This window comes from Sphingomonas hengshuiensis (genome assembly GCF_000935025.1).
Classification (GTDB): Bacteria; Pseudomonadota; Alphaproteobacteria; order Sphingomonadales; family Sphingomonadaceae; genus Sphingomonas; species Sphingomonas hengshuiensis.
Genome location: NZ_CP010836.1, coordinates 3,580,526 through 3,600,673 on the forward strand (window position 1 = coordinate 3,580,526; position 20,148 = coordinate 3,600,673).

The following is a 20,148-nucleotide window of genomic DNA, read 5'->3' on the forward strand; positions in this document are numbered from 1 at the left end:
TGGCGCGGCCATGGACTTTCCGGTGCCCTGCGTCCCGGCAATCGGGACCGAGGATGCGGCGCGCTGGCGCAACCCCTTCCCGGCGCCCGAGGGACCGTTCATCCTCAATGTGTCCGCGATACCGCTGGCCTGGGCGTGTACCGCCGCGTCGGTGGTGATCGCGAGCGAGGCCTCTGCGCCGGGTGCCACTGCATATTCCCGGGCAAGCATCGACGACCCGGCCCGGGTCGAGCGGCTCGGCATTGCGAAGGGTGCCTCACCCGACCTCGCGATCGCGCCCCTGATTGGTGGGCCACTCGCCGCCTTTGCCGTATATCCCGGTCACGTCGATGTGCTCGCAGATGGCGCGCCCATGGCGCGCTGGATTCCGCCGGACGGCTTGCGCATCCATGGTGCAACCCTGTCCGCCACCGGCGAGCTATGGCTGGCCGCGAGCGATGGAGCCTCGCTCCGGCTGCTGGCGGGAAGCGGCCGGCCAATAGCCTTCGAGGAGCGAGCCAGCTTTGCCCAGTTCGCCCAGGTGGGGAAGAGTTGGCTGGCGCTGGCCGTCGATGCGCCCGCCGAGGGGCCGGTCACGGTGCTGATATGGGGCGCAGGGCGATTCGCGGCCTGCCGGGATGGCGCCTGGATCGCGCATCGCGCTGCGCCGGAGGCACCGTACCTGCCCCTCGAGCACGAGGCACGCCATGCGCACTGGCGCGAGGACCCGCGGGTGGGGGCCTGTGCGCCGCTATTCCAGCCATGCTGGACGGCGATCGCACCGTTCGTCGTCCATTGCGTGGGAGGACTGGCTTCGCTTTCGGTCGCGTCGGCACCGGAAGAGGCAACGCCACGGATCGAGTGGACGATGCTGGAGCAGGCGCATGACGCGAGGCTCGTCGCGGTATCCGGACGCGGGCATCTCTTCGCGCAAGGACCGCGCCAAGGCTTCTGGCTACCGCTGGCGACGCCAGCAGGCATGCGGCACATCGAGCCTCCGGAGGACGGCCCCAACTGTATCAGCGCGATCGCACTCGCCGACGGCGCAGCCTTCCTCTGGTCCGGCCGGAGCGCCATGATCGAGCTATTCCCGGCCGGAGAGTTCGGCGGCGTGCCCGAGGCCCAGCGCATCGTGCAGCAGCCCGGCGCGGACGACGGCTATTTCCTGTCCTCCCGGTTTCCACCGCAGCTTTGCGACGGACACCTCTGGATCGCGGGGGTGGCGGGCGCGCGGATGAAGCTTTGGCGGTTCCCGGTGCGCGCAGAATGAGCGCCTCGCCCTTCCCTCGTGCGCGGGCATTGCTTGCGATGTGCTTGGCCGCGGGGGCGATCCGGGCGGCGGCGACGCCGCGCGCGGATTGCTCGGTAATGCTCGACGCCTCGGGATCGATGAAAGGCTTTGCGACCGCGCAGGATCCGGCGTTCGTCGCCATGCTGGAAGCGCTGGACCGGAAATGCGCCGAGCGCTTCGCCTTTTCGGGAGCCGATCTGCGCGACCTGCCCTCGCTCGCGCGCTATCAGCGCTTCGCAGGCGACACGGCGATCGCCGCAGCGATGCGCGCGTGGCTGCGCCGATCGAAGGCCGACCGCCTGGTGATCGTCACCGACAATGTCGCGGACGAGCGCACGCGCAGCGATGGCCAGGCGGCCTTCTATCGCCTCCTTGCCGCTTCGCCACGCGCCTTCGATCGGATCGGGCTGATCCTTCGCCGGTTTGACTTCGACGGCAGTGTATATGCGCGCGGGCCCGACGGGCGCGAAATCGGCAATCGCTATTCCGGCGCGCGGGCGCTCGCCCTCTATGTGCTCCAGCGGCACAGCGGCGCTGCCGCGCCGACCGACAATCCCTGGCTCGCCCGAGTGGCGGAGATGACGGGCGCTGCCGGCAGCGGTCAGGCCGCGGTCCTCTCCGTGGTTCCCTTCCTGCCGGAGGGGCTGCTCGTCCACGTGCCCGAGGAAGGCGGCAAGGGCGCCGGCGTGGCGTTCCATGACAATCGCTACGAAATCGATCTGGCGGGCAGCAGTGGGCGGATGATCGAGTTCCGCGAGAGCCTGCGCATCCGTCCGCCACGGGACTGGTCGTTCGGGCGCGGCGGCCTCGCCTCTGCCGTTTCGGTGCAACTCGTCCTCGCCCCGGACGAGATCGTGCGCGCCGGTGAGCGATCGCCCTGCCCGGTCACGCCGACGGACCGGCAGCCCGAGCCGGGGGAATTGCGAGTGGATATCCGTTGCAGCATCCCGGAGCATTGGTCGACGCTGACCGAAGCGCAGCGCGTGGCAATGTCCCGCCAGCAGCGCACGCAGCGCTCGGGCATGTTGGTCGTCACCCTTCGCGCCGAGCGCGATCACCTCGCCACCGCGGGCACCCTGCGGCGCGACTGGGACTGGTCCGGCAGCGACGCCGCGCGCCGGCTCGCCGAGCCGGACCCGAAAATCCAGGGCCGCATCTACGCGCTTGATCAACTGGTCCGAGGCCTCATCGCTCCGGGCGCGGGCGGCGCTGGCATAACGATGGAGCAGCGGTTTCCGGTAACCTTGCGGCTGGATCACTGGGGATTGCCCTATCTCCTCGCCTGGATGCGCGAGCATCAATCCGAGCTCGGCCTGCTGGGCGCGATGCTGGCGATCGGCAGCGTGTTCGGCTGGTGGGCGGTATCTCGGCTGGTCTACCGGGTCCAGGGCGGGGCGGGCGGAACGCGCACGACCGAGTTCAGGTTGTTGCGCCCCGTCCACATCCGGCATGCGGACAATCGGGCCGAGATCGTCGTCACCTCGCTGGGCGCGGTGCTGCGCGTAAGCGGACGGGGCGCAAGGACGAACCGGAGCTTTCTGCCATTGTCGGGCGGCATCGTCTTGCTAGTGTTCGGCGAGGGCGGGCGAACCCCCTCCAGTTTCCGATTCGAGCGGGTCGCGGGCGTAAGGCAGAAGCAGCGACAACCAGGAGGCGCGGCGCCATCGTCGCGCCGCCGCTGAAATGCTGAAGGGGAGCCAAGGACTATGGGGGGCATTCTAAGCCTGCTGGTGCAGAGCCCATCGACGACGGCGAACGGCCTCGTCGTGCTGGGAGCGGCGCTGCTCGCCAGCGTGGGAGCCTATATGATCTACTTCCGCGCTCGGCTGAAGCCGGACATGCGCGAAGGTGCCGACCCATGGGACATTCGCCGCACGGCGCTGGCAGTGGCGATCATGGTCTTCTCGGTGATCTCGGCCTCCCAGGGCGGGCTACAGCCGCTCCTCGCCTTCTTCCTGGCGCTGTTCCTGCTCCTCGTCAGCCATCGTAAGCCCTGGGTGTTCGGGATGATCGTGGCGCTGCTGGCCTTCGGGCTGGTCCTCCAACAAATCATTTCGTGAGGGAATTTCGCCATCATGCCTGATCCCATTCTCTTCATTGGCCTCGGCGGTACCGGCAAGCAGACCCTGCTCTCGCTGCGTCGGCAGATGCTCGATCACTACGGCACGGCCACGCTTCCGCACATGTCGTTCCTGTGTGTCGATACCGACAAGAACATGGTCGATCTCGATGGCGAGGCATTCGACGAATTCATGATGGAGGCACAGTTCAGCAACACCGAGTGGGTGAACGCGCCCGTCGACAATGGCAGGCTCGCGGAATTCTACCGCCAGCCCACGCAATATCCGCACTACACTGCCTGGTTCGACATGGCACTCGAGCGGCACGGTTTCATCGTCGATGGCGCGGCTCAGGTCCGCAGCTTTGGCCGCATGGCCTTCTTTCAGAACTATGAGACCATTCGATCGAGCGTACTCGCGCGGCTTCAGGCGTTCCGCGATCCGCGGCTCGTCGCGCGCGCGCATGAGCTTTATGGCGAGCCGCTTGGCGCGTTGCCGCTCGTCTATGTCATCTTCTCGGTGGCCGGGGGTACCGGATCCGGCATGTTCCTCGACATGGCGTTCCTGCTGAAGGACATTGCCGAGCGCGACCAGCTGCCGAGCCGATCGAGCGGCGTCTGCGTCCTGCCATCGGTCTTCTCGACCGACCTTCGCTCGCGCGCCTATGCCAACGGCTATGCCGCGATGCTCGAGCTGGAATATTATAATTACGAGCGGCGCAAGGAACAGGATCTCAACGCGCCGCCCGCAAGCCGCGACGAAGCGCTGTTCCGAGTGATGTGGACGCGTGAGGATATCGCCGCGAAGCCGATCCGCACGCTTCGCGGACCGGTGTTCAACGAGACTTGGCTGATCGACTCGCGACCGCGACCGCTCAAGGCCGATCCCCCCGCCTTCCAGATCGGCGCGGCGCAGCGCTGGGCACTGACCGAGATGATCGCGGAGTGGCTGTTCGTCCGGCACGGCCGGCGGGCGCCGGCGCTGGCAGGCATGATCAGCCAGGAGGGGTCGAACCTGCTCGCGCCGCTTCAAAACACCGTCGACCTGCCGGTGACCGGGCGCGATAATCGGCGTCTGTCGCAGACGCTGAGCTGCCGCTACGGGTCGTTCGGCCTCTCCAAGATCTATGTCCCGGTCGCGGCTATGGCCAAGGCCGCCTCGCACCAGCTCGCCGCCGACATCGTCGCCCGCTGGCTGCGCAAGCTCGACATGGCGCCCCAGTCGCGCGCCGAATACCGGACGCTCACCTATCCTCGCCTGCTTCTCCAGGACGACGAGCCTGCGTCGGCCGTCGTCCCGCTTTATGAGCGGCTGCAGCGATTCGACGAGACCAGTTCGGTGTTCGACCGCATCTCCTCGATCGTCACGCAACGCTGCCAAGAGGCGCTTGCCTCCGGCGCGACGCACGACTTCATCGCCGCGACCGAAGCCTGGCGCAGCGATGCCGAGCGCAAACAGCTCTCGCCGGAGAATGGCGGCGCCCTGGTTCAGGTCATCCGCTACAACGCCAGCGAGGCACAGGAGGAAATACGCGCGGCGCTGGACATCATCTTGCAGGAATCGCTGGCCGACGAGCGGCGGCGGTTCCCCTTCGCGCGCGCGCTGCTGGAAGACCTGTCGGACACCTTCCGTCAGCTGGCCGCCTATGCCCGCGATCAGATCGAATCTTTCCGCAGCGAGGCGCAGAAGCTCAACCGCGAGAAGGATCGCGTGGCGAGCTATACCAATGCGAGGATGCCTGCAGTGCGCATTGCGGCGACCGAGGTGGCGTTCGAATTCATCGACAGTTCGTTCCGGGCGTCCCTCGACCGAACCATCTATTCGGCCATGGCGGACGTCTATGGGGCGATGGCGGCGCACATCGGCGAAGGCACCACGATCCGCCGGGCCGACGGCAGCGAGGAGCGAGTCACCAGCGGCGAGCTCAAGCGCATCGACGGGCTGCAATACGGGCTGGAGCGAATCCACCGCCGGCTGGGCGAACGCCGCGATTCGATCGTCGCGCGTCGAACCTCGCTGCTCAATTTTCGGGTCGGGCACGAAGCAGTCGGCGACTTCTACAAGACCGCCGACGGGCTTCCCTTTGACGATACCGCCGTCGCTGAGGTGGAGAAGCAGGTCTACGATTCCGGGCTGTTCGACGGACGTAAGCGGTCGCCTTGGGGCCTGGTCGAGGCGCTCGCCTCGTCCGGCGAAGATGATTCGCTCAAAAAGCTGCTGCTCTTTACCGACCACAAAACCGCGCATGTCCGCGATCAGAATGTAAACGCGATCCAGCAGTTCGACCGCACGTTCGGAGGAGGCGAGGGCGAGGTCCGATATCGCGCGCAGGTTTTGCACCAGGCGCAGATGGGCTCGCCCTGGCTCGCGGAGGGCAGCACCGCCTTCAGCCACTTGTGGAGCCGCGAGCAGCGGCTCGCCCGCCGCGTGGCCCGCAACGCCAATCCAGGGGAGGGCAGCGCGCGCGCGACCTTCGACCGGGCAGCGCTCAACCGCTTCGACGACATGCTTTCGAACGAGATCGACCATCTGTCGCGAAGCGACGGGCAGCCGCACGTTGTCTATTTCGAGGCGGAGATGGCCGGGTTCCCGCTCGCCGCGGTGCCCCATATCGAGCAATATCGGAACCTCGCCTATCTGCCCCATCTGCGCGGCGACGACACCACCGAACGCGCCCCGGCGAAACGCGTGCTGCACACCGAGCTCGACATCGAGAAATATACCGATGTGGCTCCCTTCAGCGAGGAGGAAGTCTATCGCCGCCTCACCGCAGTGGAGTTGCTCGCCAAAACGCTGGTGCTTGGCATCGTCACGCCGCGAGCCACCCCGGACGGGCTCGGCTATGAGTTCAGCTACGTGCATGTGGAGCGTTTCGAACAACAGGAACGCCAGCTCGGTCGGTTCAATCGCGCGATCACCACTCTGGCGGGCGGGGGGCCGATCGTCGCTCAGCTTCAGGACCGCACCTCCCAGCGCCTGACCGAGCAGCCCGGCACCGGCGACCTGGCGCGCATAGCGCTACTGCTCGAGTTGATGGCGCGAGAGTCGAGCAGCCCGATTCGCGGCAGCAACTGGCGGGCAACGCTTCGCTCGCTGGTCGCGGGCTGGGAAGACAAGGACCCCGGGCTCGCCGCGGCGATGCAGGACGCCCATGCGACGCTCTCCGAATGGACGGAAGAAATGCCGGCGGGTAGCGGCTTCTTCCGGCTGCGCGGCTAGCGGTAGGAGCCATGGCGCCCTGCCATCATTGCGGGTGGAGCGATAGCCCGGCCGGACTGTACTGCACGGCCTGCGGCACGCCGTTTCGACCGCGCCACGTGACGCTGGAACGAGACGGCGACGGGCGGTTCCTGCTGCGGGTGCCGCCTGGGGACCCGGATGCCGACGTCGTCGGAGCGGTGCTCGCATTGCGGGACGGCGACGACAGCCTGCTCGATGCGCTGCCGCTGGCCGGCCTGCTCGACTGCAACGCGCTTTCCGAGCTCGACATGCGGGACGCGTTAGGTGCGCCGACCGCCGTCGCGGTTACCGTCGAACCGCCTGGGTTGCGGCACGGGTCCGGCGCGGCCGCTCTGGCCCGCCAGCATTTTCATCAGCCGCCCCCGCTACTGTCCGTGCTCGATCCTTTGTTGGCCGACGCGATGGAAATCAGGGGCGACGCGGCATGGGTGCGCCTGCGGCTGCGCAACGACGGCGGCGCATTGTGGATCGATCACGCGCAGCTGGCGCCGCCGCGCGTGACGCGGGAGCGCACCGTGATGTTCGCAGGGGGGCGCCAGAGCGCAGCAGCCACCCAGGCCGCGCAGTTCGTTCCCGCGCGCGCCACCGTCACCGTGGAGGCACGCGCCACTCAGACGCATCATGCCGAATGGTTGCAGCTGAACGGCTTTCATCCGGCAGCGCTCGAACTTGGTGGCAGGAATGGAGCGATCGACAGCGTCCCCTGCCGGGTCGGGCGGGTGAGCCCACCCGATCTCACGCTCGAGTTCGCGCGCCCGTTGAAGGGCATGGCCGGTCGCCGCTCGCGCATCGGCATGGCGCTGCGCAACGCGGGCAGCACGACGCTTCGAATAAAGGCGCTGCGCGCGAGACCGACCCGGCACGCGGAATGGATGGAACTGCCCGTGCCTCGCGGCTGGGCGGACCCGCTGCCCCCCGGCCCGACCGCCATGGCGGGCGAGTTGCGGATATGGCTTACCGACACTGGCGTCGCCACCGGCGTAGCGTTGAGCCCGGGTCCGTTGACGCTCGAGGTTGAAGTGGTCGCATCGGCCGAAGGAACCCCGGTGCGCCGTAGCTTCTCAGCCAACGTGACGGTGGTAGCCGAAGAGCCGTTCCGCGGCCGGATTTGCGTCGATGTCGGGACGACGGAAACCGCTGCGTCGGCAGGTGACTATGGGGTCGAAGTCCGCCGCGAACTGAAGCTGGTGCCGGCCGTGATCGAATTGCGCACGATCGGGCTGGCCAGCGCTGCGAGCGCATCGAGCACCGGCGCTCCCTTTCTGGCGACGGCGCTCGTACTGGATCGTGCGGGCTGCTGGCATGTGGGCGACGACGCCGATGCGGTCCTGGCCGCGGGCGACGCCCTTTGCTTCGATGATTTCAAATGGGTCAGTCGCGACGAGCAGGACTATCCTTTGGCGAGCCGGGAGGCGATTCTGGAGGCTTGGCACCGCACCGGCGCGGTACGTGCGGAAGACGTCGATCCGCGCCTGCTACAGCGCGTCTTCCTGTCGCAGGTCCGCCTGCTGATCGAAGAACACCCGGTCGTCTGCGCAAAGATCGGACCGCGTACCGAGCTGCGCGCAACACGCCCGGTGCATTTTTCCGATTCCTCCGTCCGCGCGCTCACCGCAGCCTTTGAGGCAGCCGGCTTCCCCGAGCCGAAGTCGAGCGTCCGGGCTAGCGGCGGCACGGCGGGATTGCGGCGTGACTTCGTGCGGGAGAGCTGGCCCCCCGTGCTGTTCGTCATCGAGAAATCGAACAGCGTGTTCCGGGGCTTGCCCGGCGCGAGCGCAGACAGGGTGGACGCCGAGCCCTATACGCTCAGCGCGCGCTTCGCGGGGAGCGGCGAGCCGGTGCACGTGCTGATCTATGACGTGGGCGGCGGCAGCGCCGACCTGTCCCTCATCCGCGTTGATTCTGTCGAGTTCGGCAAGGAGATCGTCGAGGTTGCGTCCGACATATCGCGGGATTTCGCGGGCCGGCCCTTTGCCAGGATGATCGCGGACGTGCTGCGCGAGGAGATCCAGCGCGATACCCGCCAGACCCCGCAGGAGGATCATCGCTTCTCCGCCTGGATCCGCGCCTTTCAATATGACGACGGACTGCTCTACCCGATCCTGCCCCAGCTCGTCCGCGAGTTCGAACGCGACGCCCCCACGCGCGCCGCGGTGGAGCAGCGGCTCCGCCAGGCGTTCGGAGAGGCTGAACTGGCTGTGAAAACACGCATTCCGCCGGCGGTTGGGCTCGCCAAGGGCGGGGAGTATCCGCTGGACCTGACAGCGATCGGCGTGATCGCGGCGGCGCTGGTTTGCCGCATGTACGCCGAACACCGCAGCGCCATCCGCGCCAAGACCGAGGAGATGTTGGCCCGCGAGCCTGGTGGCCCGGTGGCGCACCCGGTCGTGATCCTTTCGGGCCGCGGCGCGGCGTTCCCACTCGCCGAAGCGCTGCTGCGCAGCCGCTGGGACGATCTGTCCGAACCTGCCGTCCAGATATTGGCGCCGCCCGACTCGAAGTCGATCACCAGTTGGGGCGGGCTGCGGCTGAGCGACCTCGCCGAAAGCAAAAGTGGCATCCACTTCCGCTCCGCCCCGCCCCGCTATGCCGTGCGAGTGACCGCAGAACATTCGGTCGAGATGCTGGTGCCGGACCTGGCGGGACCAACCTGTGCCTACCTAAAGGCCGATCGACTTCCCGCTGAGGTGTGGGAGGACCCGCTTGAAATCTACACCGGCCCGAGCGCTTGGGAGGATCACGACTATGTCCCTGGTGAGCCAAGGCTGATCGAGGGCGTGGACTGGCGCGAGCAATGGCTGGTCGTTCGTGACGATGGCGAGGGCGGTGTCGTCGCCTCGGTGGTCAGGGCGACGAGCGCCGAAGGCGCGCTGGGGCTCCCTGCGCAGGGAGGGGGGGAGTGACTCGCCCGTCGTTCGGCGCCGCGATCAGCGTCATCTTGGCCGGAGCGACTGCGGCCCAGGCCGAGCCGGCATGCGTCGCGGGCGAGCATTTCGATCGAAACGCCGCATCGACGCGCGTCTCCTGCACGCGGATCCGGTCGCCCGCTGAGCGGCTGGGCACGACGGCGAGGCGTGCCGGGTCGATCGCGCGCACGTGCGTGCGCCGCGGGACAATGGCGCCTGCGTGCCGCACGGCGATCCGGCGGTCAATGCCGGTCTGGAGGGTAAATCGAACATGACACCGACCCAGATTGCAGCCGCAATCGCAGTGATAGGGGCGCTGCTTGGCGCGGCGTTGGCGTGGATTCTGTGGGACAGGCGACGTCGCCGCCGTGCCGCGCCGGCCGTTGCCATGCCAGACGCAGGCCATGCCTCGACCGAGGCAATAGAGCGGCTCGCCATGGAAGTGCGCGGGTTGCGTGCGGAACTCGACGGACTGCGAAACGCGGTTCTTTGCGAGGCGCAGCGCCCGCCCCCGCCCCGCGCCGAGCCAGCCTACACGAAGCCTGAGCCGCCATCGCCCAGCGCAGCATCCGCCCCGCCGCGGCAACCGCCCGAATCGGAAGCCCGATTGCTCGCCGCGTTGAACGTGACGCCAGCACAATCGGCCTTGCTCGACCAGCGTCGCGAAGAGCGGCTTGCGCACGGGTTTCTGGCCGAGGAGACCGAGGCGACTCGCCGTGTCGGCGCGCTATTCGTCGAAATCTCACGGATAGATGCCCACCCCGAGCAGCCCGCCGAAGTAATCCGCGGGTATTTTGATGACGTACTGCGCGCGAGCGCCACGGACGCGACCGTGATCTGGGCCGAGCCGGGCGGTGTCGCCACAGGCGCCCGCTATGCCTATGTGCTGAGCGGCGGGCGAGCGACGGGGGGCGGGCGGCGAATTGCCGGTCTGGTTCATCCGGGGATCGAGGTACAGGGCCGTGTGGTCCTGCCTGCATCGGTGGTGGTGGAAGACTGAGGGGCTCCGGAAAGAGCATGGGAAGTGCCATTCTATATGCGCTCGGCGTGCTCACCATCGTCGCGGGTCTGACACTCATCCTGCGCGGCAGGAACGCGGCGGAACGCAAGCGCGCGGAGCCAGCGCTTCCGATCGAAGCGCTGCGCGCCGGATTCCAGCCAACTGCCGCGCCCGTCGTCGAAGCCCCCCGGTCACGCCGGAGCCGAGCGGGGCCCGCTTGGCGCCGGAGCGCGTTGATCCCATCGTTCCGCCGACCGCCCCTGAGCCCTCGCAAGCCCCCCCGCCAGCGCCGACTATGCCCCCCGTCGTCGCCGAGAACCCGCCACCGCTTCCCACGGTCGAGGCGCGGCTTGCGGCGTTGCTGGCCGACATGGAGGTCCCCGCAGGGCGGGCAGCGGAAGTCGTTCGGCAAAGCCGAGCGCAGCTTGGCAGCAGCAGGCTTGCCCATCTTGCCGACCCTGAGCTGCGCTTGCTGGCCGGCGCGCTCGATCTTGGTTGGCGGGATTGCTTCGGGGGAGAGGCGCCGGCAGCGGCCGCCACCCTGCTTGGGGAAGCGATGGAGCGCCACGGATGGGGTCGCGCGACTCCGGTGTTTCCAGAGCCGAACGCGCCCTTCGACGCACGCCGTCATCGCGCACCTTTCTCTGTTCCCCCCGGGGCACCGATCGAGATTTGGCGACCGGGCTTCGTCTGCGGCGACGCTATTTTCCCGGCGATCGTCCGCCCGCCAGCAAGCAGTCGCGCATCTCGCGGCGGTGATGGTCCCCCGTTTTCGCGGACAGGGGTTTAGGCCATGCCGTTCGGCCTGTTCCGGGGTCCTGTATCCGAGGGCGTGGCGGACGAACGCGCCGCGGCGGCCGATTTCTGGTGTATCCGTGCCTGCCTCACTGCTTTCCCGCCGCGGGAACGGGGCCGCAGCCATGATCGCTTGGGCAGACTTCGGATCCGATCGTCCACTTGAAGTTCAGGCTTTCATCCCTGAGCGTCGAATCATCGCTCTCGGGCGCGGTGTCGGCGGCAAAGCCGTCGCGTGCGACACTGCTGCCGAGACCGGACGGCGGCGCAACCTGCGGGGTGGGCGGCGTACTGCCACCGACGTCGGGCACCGCCGCGGTTAGGGCGAACGTGCCCGGCGTATAGTCGATCGCATAATTGGGCGACGCGGCGAGGGTCCCCTGCACGATCGCATAGAGCCCGGGAGCGCTGGTCGAAGTAGCGCTCGTCGCGAGCGCGCCGGTTAGCGAATCGCCGTTGACCAGCCCGCGCGCGCCGATCCGGTAGGTCAGGGCCGGATCGGTGGCACCGAATGGTCGCGTCTTATCGTCCGCGACGATCGCGAGCGCGCGCGGCGTGATCGTGAGTATCGCGCCGACATAGCGCACGGCATAATTGTCCGATGCGGCGACGCTACCCTGCCCGATCGCATAGCCTCCGATGCCGCTCGCGACCGTCGCGCCGGTGGCGAGCGCTCCGGTGAGCATGTCGCCATTGACCAGGCCGTCGATCGCATAGGTCAGCGCCGGGTTGGCATCGCCATAGAGGCGCGACAGGGCGTCGGCGGTCACCGTCACCGGCCGCTGCCCCACGCTCAGGTCGGCACCGACATAGGTCAGCGCATAATTGGCATTGGCGGCATCGCTCAGCGTGCCGCGGGTGATCGCATAGCTGCCGACATTGCTGGTCGCGACCGCGTTCGTAGCAAGGCTGCCGCTCAGCGCGATGCCAGCGCCGAGCGAAGTGCTGGCGTAGCTCAGCGCCGGGTTGGCGTCGCCATAGAGGCGCGACAGGGCGTCGGCGGTCACCGTCACCGGGCGCTGCGCCACGCTCAGGTCGGCGCCGACATAGGTCAGCGCATAATTGGCATTGGCGGCATCGCTCAGCGTGCCGCGGGTGATCGCATAGCCGCCGACATTGCTGGTCGCGACCGCCACCGTGCCGAGGCTGCCGCTCAGCGCGATGCCGGCGCCGAGCGAAGTGCTGGCGTAGCTCAGCGCCGGGTTGGCGTCGCCATAGAGGCGCGACAGGGCGTCGGCGGTCACCGTCACCGGGCGCTGCCCCACGCTCAGGTCGGCGCCGACATAGGTCAGCGCATAATTGCCATTGGCGGCATCGCTCAGCGTACCGCGGGTGATCGCATAGCCACCGACATTGCTGGTCGCGACTGCCGCCGTGCCGAGGCTGCCGCTCAGCGCGATGCCGGCGCCGAGCGAAGTGCTGGCGTAGCTCAGCGCCGGGTTGGCGTCGCCATAGAGGCGCGACAGGGCGTCGGCGGTCACCGTCACCGGGCGCTGCGCTACGGTCATATCGGCACCGACATAGGTCAGCGCATAATTGCCATTGGCGGCATCGCTCAGCGTACCGCGGGTGATCGCATAGCCGCCGACATTGCTGGTCGCGACCGCGTTCGTAGCAAGGCTGCCGCTCAGCGCGATGCCGGCGCCGAGCGCCGTGCTGGCATAGCTCAGCGCCGGGTTGGCGTCGCCATAGAGGCGCGACAGGGCATCGGCAGTGACCGTCACCGGGCGCTGCGCCACGCTCAGATCAGCACCGACATAGGTCAGCGCATAATTGCCATTGGCGGCATCGCTCAGCGTGCCGCGGGTGATCGCATAGCCGCCGACATTGCTTGTCGCGACCGCGTTCGTAGCAAGGCTGCCGCTCAGCGCGATGCCGGCGCCGAGCGAAGTGCTGGCATAGCTCAGCGCCGGGTTGGCGTCGCCATAGAGGCGCGACAGGGCGTCGGCAGTCACCGTCACCGGGCGCTGCCCCACGCTCAGATCAGCGCCGACATAGGTCAGCGCATAATTGGCATTGGCGGCATCGCTCAGCGTGCCGCGGGTGATCGCATAGCCGCCGACATTGCTGGTCGCGACCGCCGCCGTGCCAAGGCTGCCGCTCAGCGCGATGCCAGCGCCGAGCGCAGTGCTGGCATAGGTCAGCGCCGGGTTGGCGTCGCCATAGAGGCGCGACAGGGCGTCGGCAGTCACCGTCACCGGGCGCTGCGCCACGCTCAGGTCGGCGCCGACATAGGTCAGCGCATAGTTGGTATTGGCGGCATCGCTCAGCGTGCGGCGGGTGATCGCATAGCCGCCGACATTGCTGGTTGCGACTGCCGCCGTGCCAAGGCTGCCGCTCAGCGCGATGCCGGCGCCGAGCGAAGTGCTGGCGTAGGTCAGCGCCGGGTTGGCGTCGCCATAGAGGCGCGACAGGGCATCGGCGGTCACCGTCACCGGGCGCTGCGCCACGCTCAGGTCGGCGCCGACATAGGTCAGCGCATAATTGCCATTGGCGGCATCGCTCAGCGTGCCGCGAGTGATCGCATAGCCGCCGACATTGCTGGTCGCGACCGCGTTCGTAGCAAGGCTGCCGCTCAGCGCGATGCCAGCGCCGAGCGCAGTGCTGGCGTAGCTCAGCGCCGGGTTGGCGTCGCCATAGAGGCGCGACAGGGCGTCGGCAGTCACCGTCACCGGGCGCTGCGCCACGCTCAGGTCGGCGCCGACATAGGTCAGCGCATAGTTGGTATTGGCGGCATCGCTCAGCGTGCGGCGGGTGATCGCATAGCCGCCGACATTGCTGGTTGCGACTGCCGCCGTGCCAAGGCTGCCGCTCAGCGCGATGCCGGCGCCGAGCGAAGTGCTGGCATAGGTCAGCGCCGGGTTGGCGTCGCCATAGAGGCGCGACAGGGCATCGGCGGTCACCGTCACCGGGCGCTGCGCCACGCTCAGGTCGGCGCCGACATAGGTCAGCGCATAATTGCCATTGGCGGCATCGCTCAGCGTGCCGCGGGTGATCGCATAGCCGCCGACATTGCTGGTCGCGACCGCCGCCGTGCCAAGGCTGCCGCTCAGCGCGATGCCGGCGCCGAGCGAAGTGCTGGCGTAGGTCAGCGCCGGGTTGGCGTCGCCATAGAGGCGCGACAGGGCATCGGCGGTCACCGTCACCGGGCGCTGCGCCACGCTCAGGTCGGCGCCGACATAGGTCAGCGCATAATTGGCATTGGCGGCATCGCTCAGCGTGCCGCGGGTGATCGCATAGCCGCCGACATTGCTGGTCGCGACCGCCGCCGTGCCGAGGCTGCCGCTCAGCGCGATGCCGGCGCCGAGCGAAGTGCTGGCATAGGTCAGCGCCGGGTTGGCGTCGCCATAGAGGCGCGACAGGGCATCGGCAGTCACCGTCACCGGGCGCTGCGCCACGCTCAGATCGGCGCCGACATAGGTCAGCGCATAATTGCCATTGGCGGCATCGCTCAGCGTGCCGCGGGTGATCGCATAGCCGCCGACATTGCTGGTCGCGACCGCCGCCGTGCCGAGGCTGCCGCTCAGCGCGATGCCGGCGCCGAGCGCAGTGCTGGCATAGCTCAGCGCCGGGTTGGCGTCGCCATAGAGGCGCGACAGGGCATCGGCAGTGACCGTCACCGGGCGCTGCGCCACGCTCAGATCAGCACCGACATAGGTCAGCGCATAATTGCCATTGGCGGCATCGCTCAGCGTGCCGCGGGTGATCGCATAGCCGCCGACATTGCTGGTCGCGACCGCGTTGGTAGCAAGGCTGCCGCTCAGCGCGATGCCGGCGCCGAGCGCAGTGCTGGCGTAGCTCAGCGCCGGGTTGGCGTCGCCATAGAGGCGCGACAGGGCGTCGGCAGTGACCGTCACCGGGCGCTGCGCCACGCTCAGGTCGGCGCCGACATAGGTCAGCGCATAATTGCCATTGGCGGCATCGCTCAGCGTGCCGCGGGTGATCGCATAGCCGCCGACATTGCTGGTCGCGACTGCCGCCGTGCCAAGGCTGCCGCTCAGCGCGATGCCGGCGCCGAGCGCAGTGCTGGCATAGCTCAGCGCCGGGTTGGCGTCGCCATAGAGGCGCGACAGGGCATCGGCGGTCACCGTCACCGGGCGCTGCGCCACGCTCAGATCAGCACCGACATAGGTCAGCGCATAATTGCCATTGGCGGCATCGCTCAGCGTACCGCGGGTGATCGCATAGCCGCCGACATTGCTGGTCGCGACCGCGTTGGTAGCAAGGCTGCCGCTCAGCGCGATGCCGGCGCCGAGCGCCGTGCTGGCATAGCTCAGCGCCGGGTTGGCGTCGCCATAGAGGCGCGACAGGGCATCGGCAGTGACCGTCACCGGGCGCTGCGCCACGCTCAGATCAGCACCGACATAGGTCAGCGCATAATTGCCATTGGCGGCATCGCTCAGCGTACCGCGGGTGATCGCATAGCCGCCGACATTGCTGGTCGCGACCGCGTTGGTAGCAAGGCTGCCGCTCAGCGCGATGCCGGCGCCGAGCGCCGTGCTGGCATAGCTCAGCGCCGGGTTGGCGTCGCCATAGAGGCGCGACAGGGCATCGGCAGTGACCGTCACCGGGCGCTGCGCCACGCTCAGATCAGCACCGACATAGGTCAGCGCATAATTGCCATTGGCGGCATCGCTCAGCGTACCGCGGGTGATCGCATAGCCGCCGACATTGCTGGTCGCGACCGCGTTGGTAGCAAGGCTGCCGCTCAGCGCGATGCCGGCGCCGAGCGCCGTGCTGGCATAGCTCAGCGCCGGGTTGGCGTCGCCATAGAGGCGCGACAGGGCATCGGCGGTCACCGTCACGGGCCGCTGGTCGATTGTCAGTACGCCGGTGGCCGAAGCATCGACGGTGTAGCCGTTGATCCCGCTCACGCCCGACAGGGTGATGGCATAGCCGCCCGGCTTGACGACCGCAGCTGCCGCGCTGCCGGTCGAGGCCAGCACCGGCGTGCCACTCCACGCGCTGGCGGCGCTGTCGGCGCGATAGGCGCCCGCCACGCCCGGCCGGTAGCCGGCAACGGTGAAATTCGCCCCTTCGACCGTTCCGATCGTCAGGGCATTGCCGTAGGTCTTGTTCGTCGCGCTCGGGGTAAAGGTCAGCGCGCCCGCCGCTTCGGCGAAGACATAGCGGTTGCCCGACGCGCTGAGCGTTGCACCCGCGGCGGTGCCCCAGATCGCAAGGTTGCCGCTGTCGAGCGCGCCGAACATGTTGCCGCCGGAGGTCGCCGAGTAGATCGTCCATTGCGACGCGGCAATCGCGTCCGAGCCGCGCGTGTTCACGAACGCGTCGGTCGTCGCCAGCGTGACCGCACCTTGCGCGGTGATCACGCCGCTGAGCGTCAGCGCGACGCTGTCGGTCAGCGCAAAGCTTCCGGCCGCGGTAAAGCCGTCGAGCGTGGCAATCGCGTTGCCCGCATTGGTCAGCGCGACGCTCCCGGCACTGCCCGTCAGCGTACCGGCGGTGATCGCGGTTCCGGCCGCCTGCGTGATGGCGCCGCTGCCCGTGGTGAGCGACAAGGCATTCGCGCCGAGGTCGATCGATGCATCCAGCGTCAGCGCCCCATTGCTGGCAATCGCCAGGTCCACGAGCGACGCTATCGCCCGATCGATCGCGAACCCGCCGCCAGCGGTGATCGTCGTCGGCGTGGACGCGAGCGTGCTGGCGAGGTTGGCATAGGACGCGCCGAAGGGCGCCGCCGCGCTGGCCGACAGGGCCGTCAGCGTCGTGAGACCGGTGGTGAAGCTCTGGCGGCCCCCGACCACGGAAAGCCCGGAGAGATTGCCGTTGGCGTCGCGCGTCAGCCCGTCGGCATAGGCGATTCCACTCGCGGTCGACGTACCCGCCAGCGTCAGCGTCGTGCCGAGGACGGTGGTGGCGCCGGTGAGGGTGCCGGTGGGCACGATCGTGTAATAATAGCCGTTGGCGCCGGTCGAGATTGTGCCGCTCCCCAGCGCCGCGCCGGCCGCATAGAGCCCAACCTGCGCGGCGGACGCGGCCGCGCCGCTGGCGGTGGTCGCGGTGCCGGAGATCGCCTGCACCCCGTTGGGGAAGAAGCTGCTGAGGTACGGATAGAGCCCAGCCGACCCGCCGGAAAACGCGCCACCCAGCGCGGACGCGTCGCCGTTCTGGAATTGTTGCGTGGTGAGCGACGTGACCGCTTGGCTGTTCGAATCGCGGCCGATTCCGGCGGTTTGTCCGGTCGTCTGGCTGTCCCAATAGCCATTGGCAATCCTGGCCGAATTGGCGCCCAGGATCCCGCCGATCTGGTTGTTCGTGCCGCTGACCGCGCCGGTTGCGTAAACGTTGCTCAAAAGGCCGTACGCCTCGCCCGCGACACCGCCGACGCGGCCGCCGGTGCCGCGCACCGCGCCGGTGGCGTAGACATTGCTCAGCGTGCCATAGACATAGCCCGCCAGGCCGCCGACATGATTGACGCCGCTGGCCGCACCGGTGGCATACGCGTTGCTCACCGTGCCGGCGTTGAATCCGACCAGGCCGCCAACGTAATTCGCCGTGCTGGTGACCGCGCCGACGGCATAGACGTTGGACACGGTGCCAAAGTTGTTGTCGCCCAACAGCCCACCGATCCTGTCACCACCGCCGCTGACCGCGCCCGTTGCATGGGAATTGCTGATCGTTCCGCCGGCATCATTCATTCCGACGAGACCGCCGGTCGCACCGCCCGAGCCGCTGACCGCACCAGTCGCATAGGCGTTGTTGACGCTTCCACGGTAATTGAGTCCGACGAGCCCACCGACATATATCGGGCCGGAGACAGTGCCGGTCGCGTAAGCGTCGCCCACCGTGCCGGAATTGTTATAGCCGACCAGACCACCGGCATAGGTCGCGCCGGAGACGGTGCCGGTTGCGTAGGCGTCGCGCACCGTGCCGGAATTGTTGTAGCCGACCAGGCCACCGAGATATCCAAGTGCGCTGACCGCCCCGGTGGCGTGGACACTGCTTACCGTGCCGCTTGAGTTGAACCCCACCAGCCCGCCGACATAAAAGGTGCCGCCGACCGTTCCGGTGGCATAGGCGTTGCGCACCGTCCCGGAGCGATTGTACCCGACCAGCCCGCCGACCTGGTATCGGCCGCTGACAGTGCCGCCGACCATGCCGATGTCGCGCACCGTGCCGCTGAGCGCCCCGATCAACCCTGCAAAGTCCCCGGTCGATGCAATCGTGAGGTTGGAAAGGGTGTGACCAAGTCCCTCCAGCGTGCCGGTAAACGGGCTCGTGTCCGCGGTTGCGACCAGCGCCTGGGTGTAGCTCGTCCCGCTCGCGTCGAGATCCCGCGCCAGCGCATAGTTGCCGGCCAGACCGGTCGTGTCGATCGCATCGACCTCGGCCATGCTGTAGAGCAACGTATACGCGCTGCCGTTGACGCTCAGGCTCCCCCCGCTGCCGGTAAAGCTCAGGCTCGCGCCCTGCGCGAAGGTGAGATCGCCGCTGGCGGTGTTCCAATTGAGCATGACGCCGCCCGCACCACCTGCCGTGATATCAGCGTTGACCGCGATCGAGTTCGCCGCGCTGAGCGTCAGCGTGCTGCCGCTGCTCCAGCTGATCGGCGCCGCCACGGTGATGGTGCCGTCCTGGGTGCCGCTGCTGCCGGTGGAGACGGTGACGTTTGCGGTGGCGAGCGCGGTCGACAGCGTTGTGGCGTTGAGGATGCTGTCATTGCCATTGGCGGTAAAACCGCCGCCGGTCGTGCTCGTACCGTTCGAGATCGTAAGGTTGTACGGATCGAGCAGCAGCGTGCCGAACGTCGCGCCGGTGAGATCGGTGGTGCCGGTGTAATCGAGCCGGCCCTTCGATGAGACCTCGGCATCGCCGCCGGTGCGGCCGGTCGCCGAGATCGTGCCGGCGAACGCGGTGTGGCTATCGGACCACAGCACGATCGTGCCGCCATCGCCGCCGGCGGTGGCGTCGGCGCGGATCGTGCTGGCGGCATCGACACGCAGCGTATCGGCATGCGCGAGCGTGCCGCCGCCTGTCGCATCGCCGCCGATCCGGACGCTGCCGCCGCCGGCGGTGCCCGAGACGTCGATCGATGCCCCGGCGAGCGTGATATCGCCGCCGGTGAGCACCACCGTGCCGCCGACCGTGCCGACCCCGGTCGCCGCGATGCTGCCGCTGAGGTTGACGATGCTGCGCGCCGCATCCACCGCCTGCGCCGCGCTCAGCACGATCGCGCCGCCATCGGCGACGATCCGACCCGACATGAGGATGCCGCCGTTCGCCGCCGGCAGCGCCACCTGGAGGAAGCCGTTGCCCTCCAGATCGAGCGTAACGCGCGTTCCCGCACCTAGCGCGACCGTGCCGAGCGGCGCCAGGATCAGCCCGCTATTCTCGACGCGACCGCCCAGCAACGCCGCATAGCCGCCCTTGAGGATAGTGATCGTGCCGCGATTCACGACCGAACCGCCGACGCCGGTGACGACGATCTCGCCCTTCATGAACGCATCGTCGGACAGGCCGAGCGTCGACGCGACGAAGCCCGCGGCGTTGACGCTGCCGGTTTCAGTGATGAGGATGCCGTTAGGATTGACGAGATAGACCAGGCCGTTGGCGGTGATCTGGCCGGCGATGGTGGAGGTGGCGCTGCCGGTCACCCGGTTGAGCAGCGCCGCATGCGAGCCCGGCTGGCTGATATCGACGCGTCCGCCCGCGCCGACCGAAAAATCCTGCCAGTTGATCACCGCGCGATCGCTCGTCTGCGTGATCGTCATCGCCCCCGGTGCCGGCGCGTTGATCACAGCGGCGCCAGCCGCGACCTGGCCGCCGGTCGGCAGCGCTTGCGCGCGCAGCTCGGCGGGCATCAGCGCGGTCGAGGCAAGGAGCGCAACAGCGAGTGGGCGGGACATGGGTGCGATC

The 20,148-nt window shown here is 68.3% G+C and carries 7 protein-coding genes; 6 read left to right on the plus strand and 1 reads right to left on the minus strand.

Features of this window, described 5'->3' with window-relative positions:
• Positions 1–10 precede the first annotated feature (10 nt).
• From TS85_RS16100 to TS85_RS25510, 6 genes are all read left to right on the plus strand, one after another.
• Positions 11–1,249 (plus strand): hypothetical protein, encoded by a 1,239-nt coding sequence (locus TS85_RS16100; RefSeq protein ID WP_044333620.1) that lies wholly within the window; start codon positions 11–13, stop codon positions 1,247–1,249.
• A 38-nt stretch (positions 1,250–1,287) separates the two neighbouring features.
• A complete protein-coding gene (locus TS85_RS16105) occupies positions 1,288–2,952 on the plus strand; it encodes a hypothetical protein (protein WP_044333622.1) in 1,665 nt (554 codons plus the stop codon).
• A gap of 24 nt (positions 2,953–2,976) precedes the next feature.
• Positions 2,977–3,330: a hypothetical protein gene (locus TS85_RS16110; RefSeq protein WP_044333624.1), complete on the plus strand. Its 354-nt coding sequence runs from the start codon at positions 2,977–2,979 to the stop codon at positions 3,328–3,330.
• 15 nt (positions 3,331–3,345) lie between these two features.
• The gene (locus TS85_RS16115) at positions 3,346–6,549 is read left to right on the plus strand and encodes a tubulin-like doman-containing protein (protein ID WP_044333627.1); all 3,204 of its coding nucleotides are present in this window, start codon (positions 3,346–3,348) and stop codon (positions 6,547–6,549) included.
• Between the two features lie 98 nt (positions 6,550–6,647).
• Positions 6,648–9,473, plus strand: coding sequence for an Hsp70 family protein (locus tag TS85_RS16120; protein WP_044333632.1), 2,826 nt, complete (start codon positions 6,648–6,650; stop codon positions 9,471–9,473).
• A 223-nt stretch (positions 9,474–9,696) separates the two neighbouring features.
• Positions 9,697–10,476: a hypothetical protein gene (locus TS85_RS25510; RefSeq protein ID WP_155006450.1), complete on the plus strand. Its 780-nt coding sequence runs from the start codon at positions 9,697–9,699 to the stop codon at positions 10,474–10,476.
• 884 nt (positions 10,477–11,360) lie between these two features.
• Here TS85_RS25510 and TS85_RS16130 read toward each other — a convergent pair.
• Positions 11,361–20,138 carry an MBG domain-containing protein gene (locus TS85_RS16130; protein ID WP_044333636.1) on the minus strand — a complete coding sequence of 2,926 codons (8,778 nt, stop codon included), beginning with the start codon at positions 20,136–20,138 and terminating at the stop codon, positions 11,361–11,363.
• Positions 20,139–20,148 lie beyond the last annotated feature (10 nt).